Origin of the sequence: Variovorax paradoxus (genome assembly GCF_030811855.1) — a bacterium.
GTDB classification, from domain to species: Bacteria; Pseudomonadota; Gammaproteobacteria; order Burkholderiales; family Burkholderiaceae_C; genus Variovorax; species Variovorax paradoxus_L.
In genome coordinates, this window is sequence record NZ_JAUSRN010000019.1 from 109362 (window position 1) to 116019 (window position 6658).

A 6658-nucleotide genomic window follows, 5' to 3' on the forward strand; every position below is an offset into this window, starting at 1 on the left:
ATGAGGACCGGATAGCCCTCTTCAAGCCGTACAGAAAATGACGCTCTTCCTGTGTTGTTTGGATTCTGGATGAGCCGCACCGCGGCTGGCGGGTAGAGCGATGATAGGAGCAAAAGTTCTACGGACCGGGCCTGAAGACCTTGGGATCGTTGTAGAAATCCGCTGCGGAGTTGTCCACGCACCAGCCCGGCACGCCGAGCACCGGCAGCGGGACGAAAGGTTTTTGCGCGAGGTATTCCGCATCGAGGCTGCGCGCCAGCATCGGATCGTCGAACGCCTCGGGTCCTCCGCCATTCGATGAAGACGGTGGCGTCAGCAGCACGTGCGCGGTGTGCGCCTTGCGCGGAGCGGTGAGTTTCTCGAGCAGCGCGTGCCCGAACACAATCAGGCGCGCCTCGGACCACAGAGCGCGCCGCGTCACGAAGAGCGTGTGCCAGTCGCGCGCGGCCAGCGCCTTCCACAACGCAGCGGGTGCATCAAGCAGCGCGCCGTTCTCATCGAAGAGCGTGAGCGCATCGCGCACGGGGCCGCGCGTGGAGGTGACGCCGTTGCGGGCGATCTCCGCGGCTTGCAATTCATTGAGGCGGCGCTTGGTTTCGGGGAACGCCAGCCAGACCAGCCCGTTGAAGAAGTCGTGCAGGTTGTCACGCGTCGGCACGGTGCCGGTCTGGAAGATGTGGGCTTCGTAGGCACGGCCCGCGGGCAGGTCCAGTTGCGGCACGAAGGTGGGCGCGGAAGCCGGCTTGGCGCCCTGTTCGAGCGCCGCTGCAACGGAGGTGCAGAGCGCGGTGTGCGCCGCCGCTTCGCCAATGACGCGATAAGGCGCGAGCCAGGGCTGTGCCCAGTCGATCGCCTCCAGGCTCAAGGCGCAGGGGCTCCGGTCCAGCGGATGCGGTCGGGGTGCTGCAGCACGGCGAACTCCGCCGGGAGCTTGTCGAACAGTTTGAGTGAACTGCCGTGCTTGCCGAGCAGCCCGGCCGCGCGCAAGGCCTGGGCCACATCGTTGAGCGGCACGTCGGCGCCGCTGCGCAATGCGGGTGCTGCCTGCAGGATGAACTCGGCCGCCTCGGAAGGCGGCTGCGCCGGCTTGGGCGTTGTCTTGGCCGTTTTACGAGCCCGTGTCTTAGCTGCTGCGGTCTTACGCGCTGGCGTGGCGGTGCTCTTGGCGGTCTTGGCGGCAGGTGCGCGCTTCGCGGCCACCTTGGTCGCAGCTTTCCTGGCCGGCGTAGCGGCCGGCGCAACCGGTGCGCCATGGTGCCGCAGGTCGGTGAACTCGTCGTACACCGCCACGGTCTCTTCGCCGGTCTTGCCCTGCTGGCCGAGGCCACACACGCGGCAGCCCTTTTCGCGCAGTCGGATCACGAGCGGCGCAAAGTCGGAATCGGACGACACCAGTACCACCACGTCGGGACGCTCGGCAATCACGAGGTCGATGGCATCGACCGCGAGCGCGATGTCGGTGCTGTTCTTGCCGGCCGAGAGATTGACCATCGGCCGCACCGACAGGCGCTTGAAGAGCGTCTGCTGCTTGAGCGCGGTTTCGGCATTGCAGTAAGCACGCCGCACGTGGATGGCGCCATGCTCGGCCATGGTCCGCTGCACGGCCTGCTCGATCACGTCGGCCGAGACGTTGTCGGCATCGATCAGCAGCATCACGCGAATCATTGGCCCACCCCCAGGCTGCGCGCACTTCGTGTCGCTTCTCCCTCCCCCTTACCGGGGGCGACACCAACGGCCCGGCAAAGCCGGTACCGTGGTGTCCCTCGACTGGATCGTGCCAACTTCAGATGTCGCGCGTTAGGCGACTGATCGCGTGACGGAAAACTCATAGAAGTTTCCAGTTCACGGTTTCGCCGCCGCGCAGCGGCTTTAGCGTGGCGTCGCCATAAGGCACCGTCTCGGGCACGGTCCAGCTTTCGCGCCTCAGCGTGATGGTGCCGGTATTGCGCGGCAGGCCGTAGAAGTCGGGGCCGTGGAAGCTGGCAAAGCCCTCGAGCTTGTCGAGCGCATCCACGCTGTCGAAGGCTTCGGCATAGAGCTCGATGGCGGTGAGCGCGGTGTAGCAGCCGGCGCAGCCGAGCGCATGCTCTTTCAGGTGGGCCGGGTGCGGCGCGCTGTCGGTGCCCAGGAAGAACCGGTCGCTGCCGCTGGTGGCCGCCTCGACCAGCGCCACGCGGTGCGTCTCGCGCTTGAGCACGGGCAGGCAGTAGTAGTGCGGGCGGATGCCGCCGGTGAAGATGGCGTTGCGGTTGTAGAGCAGGTGGTGCGCGGTGATGGTGGCGGCCGTGAAGCGGTTGGCATCGCGCACGTAGTGAGCGCCCTCTTTCGTGGTGAGGTGCTCGAACACCACCTTGAGTTCGGGGAAGTCCCGGCGCAGCGGAATCATCACGCGGTCGATGAAAACGGCCTCGCGGTCGAACAGGTCGACGGCCGGATCGGTCACCTCGCCGTGCACCAGCAACAGCAGGCCGTGCTTCTGCATCGCTTCGAGCGTCTTGTAGGTATGGCGGATGTCGGTCACGCCGGCATCGCTGTTGGTGGTGGCGCCGGCCGGGTAGAGCTTGAGCGCGCGCACGCCGGCCTGGGCGGCCAACGCAATCTCTTCGGGCGGCAGCTTGTCGGTCAGGTAGAGCGACATCACGGGCTCGAAGGCCGTGCCTTCGGGCACCGCGGCGAGGATGCGGTCGCGGTAGGCCATGGCCTGCGACGCGGTGGTCACGGGAGGACGCAGGTTGGGCATGACCAGCGCGCGGCCGAACTGGCGCGCGCTGTGCGGCACCACGGCTTCGAGGGCTGCGCCATCGCGCACGTGCAGGTGCCAGTCGTCCGGGCGGGTGATGGTGAGGGTATCTGTCATGAGAAGGCGATTGTCGCATCGGGGGCCCGGAACAGCGGCTGGCACATGTCGTGCTTGACCGCTTCCCTTGGCCCCTTGGCCTTCGTCTTCGGGCCCTGGCCCGTCCTTTCCTTAGGAGTTGATGTGAAGCGTGCTGCTATCCCTGCCCCGTCCCTGAAACCGCTGGCCGCCAGCGTGCTGCTGGCCATGCTGGCCGTTGCCGCACCCGCTGCGCTCGCGCAGGAAAAAACCCTGCGCATCGCCATGACGGCCGCCGACATTCCGCGCACGCTGGGCCAGCCCGACCAGGGCTTCGAGGGCAACCGCTTCACCGGCATTCCGATCTACGACTCGCTCACGCAATGGGACCTGTCCAAGGCCGATGCGCCGAGCGTGCTCGTCGCCGGCCTCGCCACCTCGTGGGCGGTGGACGCCAAGGACAAGACCAAGTGGGTCTTCAAGCTGCGCCCGGGCGTCAAGTTCCATGACGGCTCGGCTTTCAGCGCCGATGCCGTGGTGTGGAACGTGCAGAAGGTGCTCGACAAGGACGCGCCGCAGTTCGACCCCAGCCAGGTGGGCGTGACCGCCTCGCGCATGCCCACGCTGCGCACCGCGCGCAAGATCGACGACATGACGGTCGAGTTCACCACCAGCGAACCCGATGCCTTCCTGCCGATCAACTTGACGAACCTGTTCATGGCCTCGCCCGCGCAATGGCAGAAGAAGTTCGACGCCGCGGCCGGTGCAACGCCCGCCGACAAGGCCAAGGCCGCGTGGACCGCCTTCGCGGCCGACCCCGCCGGCTCGGGCCCGTTCAAGGTCACGCGCTTCGTCGCCCGCGAGCGGCTGGAACTGGCGGCCAACAAGACCTACTGGGACGCCAAGCGCGTGCCGAAGATCGACAAGGTCGTGATGATCCCGATGCCCGAGGCCAACGCGCGCACCGCCGCGCTGCTCGGCGGCCAGGTCGACTGGATCGAGGCGCCCGCGCCCGACGCCATGGCGCAGATCACCCAGCGCGGCTTCAAGATCTATTCGAACGCCCAGCCGCACGTGTGGCCCTGGCAGCTCTCGTTCGCCGAAGGTTCGCCATGGCTCGACAAGCGCGTGCGCCAGGCCGCCAACCTGTGCATCGACCGCGGCGGCATGAAGCAGCTGCTGGGCGGCATGATGGCCGAACCCAAGGGCACCGTGCCGCCAGGCCACCCCTGGTTCGGCAAGCCGGGTTTCGACATCAGGTACGACGTGAAGGCCGCGCAGGCACTCATGACCCAGGCCGGCTATTCCGCCGCCAAGCCGATCAAGGTGAAGGTGCAGATCTCCGCCTCGGGCTCGGGCCAGATGCAGCCGCTGCCGATGAACGAGTTCGCGCAGGAGTCGCTCAAGCAGTGCTTCTTCGACGTGCAGTTCGACGTGATCGAATGGAACACGCTCTTCACCAACTGGCGCAAGGGCGCGAAGGACCCCTCGGCCAACGGCGCCAACGCCACCAACGTGAGCTTCGCGGCGATGGACCCGTTCTTCGCGATGGTGCGTTTCGTGAGCACCAAGGCCTTTCCGCCGGTGTCGAACAACTGGGGCTACTACGGCAACGCCGAGGTCGACAAGCTCGTGGCCGACGCGCGCACCAGCTTCGACGACAAGGCGCGCGACGCGGCGCTGGCCAAGCTGCACACCCACATCGTGGACGACGCGCCCTTCGTCTGGATTGCGCACGACGTCGGTCCGCGTGCGCTCTCGGCCAAGATCAAGAACGTGGTGCAGCCCAAGAGCTGGTTCATCGACATCGCCACCATGACGATGGATTGATGTTTGCCTATTTGATCCGCCGCATCGTCTACGCCGTGCCGATCATGGTCGGCGTGGCGCTCGTGTGCTTCCTGCTGGTGCACATCGCGCCCGGCGACCCGCTGGTGTCGATCCTGCCGCCCGATGCGTCCGCCGACCTGCAGGCCCAATTGCGCGAGCTGTACGGCTTCAACCGTTCGCTGCCCGAGCAGTTCGCGATGTGGGTCTGGCGCGCGCTGCATGGCGACCTGGGCGTGTCCATTGCCAGCAACCGCGCCGTGGCCTCGGAGGTGCTCACCGCCGTCGGCAATACGCTGCGGCTGGCGCTGGTGGCCACCTTCATCGGCTTCGTGCTGGGCTGCCTGTTCGGTTTCGTAGCGGGCTACTTCCGCGGCTCGTGGGTCGACCGCTTCGCATCGATGCTGTCGGTGCTGGGCGTGAGCGTGCCGCACTACTGGCTCGGCATGGTGATGGTGATCGTGTTCTCGTCGCAGCTCATGTGGCTGCCCGCCACGGGCGCGGGCCCGAGCGGTTCGGGCGACTGGGCGTGGGACTGGGCGCATCTGCAGTTTTTGGTGCTGCCGGCACTCACGATGTCGGTGATTCCGATGGGCATCATCGCGCGCACCGTGCGCGCGCTGGTGGCCGACATCCTCGACCAGGAGTTCATCGTCGGCCTGCGCGCCAAGGGGCTCACGCATTTCGGCGTGTTCCGCCACATGGTGAAGAACGCGGCGCCCACGGCGCTGGCCGTGATGGGCCTGCAGCTGGGTTACCTGCTGGGCGGCTCGATCCTGATCGAGACCGTGTTCTCGTGGCCCGGCACCGGCTTTCTGCTGAACTCGGCCATCTTCCAGCGCGACCTGCCGCTGCTGCAGGGAACCATCCTCGTGCTGGCGCTGTTCTTCGTGGTGCTCAACCTGCTGGTCGACGTGCTGCAAACGCTGCTCGATCCGCGCATTGCGCGTGCCTGAAGAAGAAACCGGAAAAGCCATGTCCACCGTGCTCGCTTCTTCCCCTGCCGCGGCCGCCGTCGAGCCGCTGCCGGCCCAGCGCTCCCGCGGCTACTGGGCTTCGGTCTGGCTGCGCTTCCGGCGCGACCCCGTGGCGGTGGGCGCCGCCATCGTCGTGCTGCTGCTGATCGCGCTTGCGCTGATCGGCCCCTGGATCGCACCGGCCGACGCTTATCAGTCGTCGATGCTCAAGCGGCTCAAGCCCATCGGTACCGCGGGCCTGCCGCTGGGCAGCGACGAGCTGGGGCGCGACATGCTCTCGCGGCTGATCGTCGGTGCGCGGCTGTCGCTCTTCATCGGCATCACGCCGGTGCTCTGCGCCTTCGTGCTCGGCACGGTCATCGGACTGGTAGCGGGCTATGCGGGCGGCCTCACCAACACGCTGGTCATGCGCACCATCGACGTGTTCTACGCTTTTCCCTCGGTGCTGCTGGCCATTGCGCTGTCGGGCACGCTGGGCGCGGGCGTGGTCAACTCGCTGATCTCGCTCACCATCGTGTTCATTCCGCAGATCGCGCGCGTGGCCGAGAGCGTCACCACGCAGGTGCGCAACCGAGACTACGTGGAGGCGGCGCGCGCCTCGGGTGCGAGCCCGTTCACCATCGTGCGGGTGCACGTGCTGGGCAATGTGCTCGGCCCGATCTTCGTCTACGCCACCAGCCTGATCGCGGTGTCGATGATCCTGGCCTCGGGCCTCTCGTTCCTGGGGTTGGGCGTGAAGCCGCCCGAACCCGAATGGGGCCTGATGCTCAACACGCTGCGCACGGCGATCTACGTGCAGCCCTGGGTGGCCGCCCTGCCGGGGGTGATGATCTTCATCACGTCGATCTCTTTCAACATCCTGTCGGACGGCTTGCGTTCTGCGATGGACAACAAGGGTTAGTGATGGGCGCTTGTCTTTCTGTGCCTCGGAGTGTGCGTTTGGTTCGTTCAGGGCGCGCTCCCGCCGACGGGGTACCTTTCTCCGCGAATGTCCCCCGGCCTGCGGCCTCCTCCTTTATTTCGCTGCGCAAGGCACCCC

6 protein-coding genes are annotated in these 6658 nt (G+C 66.9%); 3 read left to right on the forward strand and 3 right to left on the reverse strand.

The features are described 5' to 3' along the window. Positions 1-118 precede the first annotated feature (118 nt). The 3 genes from J2X92_RS26700 to pyrC all read right to left on the reverse strand — a co-directional run bounded on the left by J2X92_RS26700 (position 119) and on the right by pyrC (position 2857). Positions 119-865 (reverse strand): DUF3025 domain-containing protein, encoded by a 747-nt coding sequence (locus J2X92_RS26700; protein ID WP_307580406.1) that lies wholly within the window; start codon positions 863-865, stop codon positions 119-121. After that, positions 862-1665, reverse strand: coding sequence for an NYN domain-containing protein (locus J2X92_RS26705; protein WP_307580409.1), 804 nt, complete (start codon positions 1663-1665; stop codon positions 862-864). The genes J2X92_RS26700 and J2X92_RS26705 overlap by 4 nt, the downstream gene beginning before the upstream one ends. Positions 1666-1825: 160 nt before the next feature. After that, a complete protein-coding gene (pyrC, locus tag J2X92_RS26710; RefSeq protein ID WP_307580411.1) occupies positions 1826-2857 on the reverse strand; it encodes a dihydroorotase in 1032 nt (343 codons plus the stop codon). Positions 2858-3043: 186 nt separating this feature from the next. Here pyrC and J2X92_RS26715 point away from each other — a divergent pair, with 186 nt between their 5' ends. Genes J2X92_RS26715 through J2X92_RS26725 form a run of 3 tightly spaced genes read left to right on the forward strand, consistent with a single transcriptional unit; the run spans position 3044 to position 6520 of the window. Then, the gene (locus J2X92_RS26715) at positions 3044-4645 is read left to right on the forward strand and encodes an ABC transporter substrate-binding protein (RefSeq protein ID WP_373424883.1); all 1602 of its coding nucleotides are present in this window, start codon (positions 3044-3046) and stop codon (positions 4643-4645) included. Further along, a complete protein-coding gene (locus J2X92_RS26720) occupies positions 4645-5598 on the forward strand; it encodes an ABC transporter permease (RefSeq protein ID WP_307580415.1) in 954 nt (317 codons plus the stop codon). The genes J2X92_RS26715 and J2X92_RS26720 overlap by 1 nt, the downstream gene beginning before the upstream one ends. A 19-nt stretch (positions 5599-5617) precedes the next feature. Next, positions 5618-6520 (forward strand): ABC transporter permease, encoded by a 903-nt coding sequence (locus J2X92_RS26725; protein ID WP_307580416.1) that lies wholly within the window; start codon positions 5618-5620, stop codon positions 6518-6520. Positions 6521-6658 lie beyond the last annotated feature (138 nt).

Excerpts from the sequence above, each read along its gene's own strand:
- J2X92_RS26715 (WP_373424883.1), top strand. The coding sequence starts at position 3,044 with ATGCTGGCCGTTGCCGCACCCGCTGCGCTCGCGCAGGAAAAAACCCTG.
- pyrC (WP_307580411.1), bottom strand. The coding sequence starts at position 2,857 with ATGACAGATACCCTCACCATCACCCGCCCGGACGACTGGCACCTGCAC.
- J2X92_RS26720 (WP_307580415.1), top strand. The coding sequence starts at position 4,645 with ATGTTTGCCTATTTGATCCGCCGCATCGTCTACGCCGTGCCGATCATG.
- J2X92_RS26705 (WP_307580409.1), bottom strand. The coding sequence starts at position 1,665 with ATGATTCGCGTGATGCTGCTGATCGATGCCGACAACGTCTCGGCCGAC.
- J2X92_RS26725 (WP_307580416.1), top strand. The coding sequence starts at position 5,618 with ATGTCCACCGTGCTCGCTTCTTCCCCTGCCGCGGCCGCCGTCGAGCCG.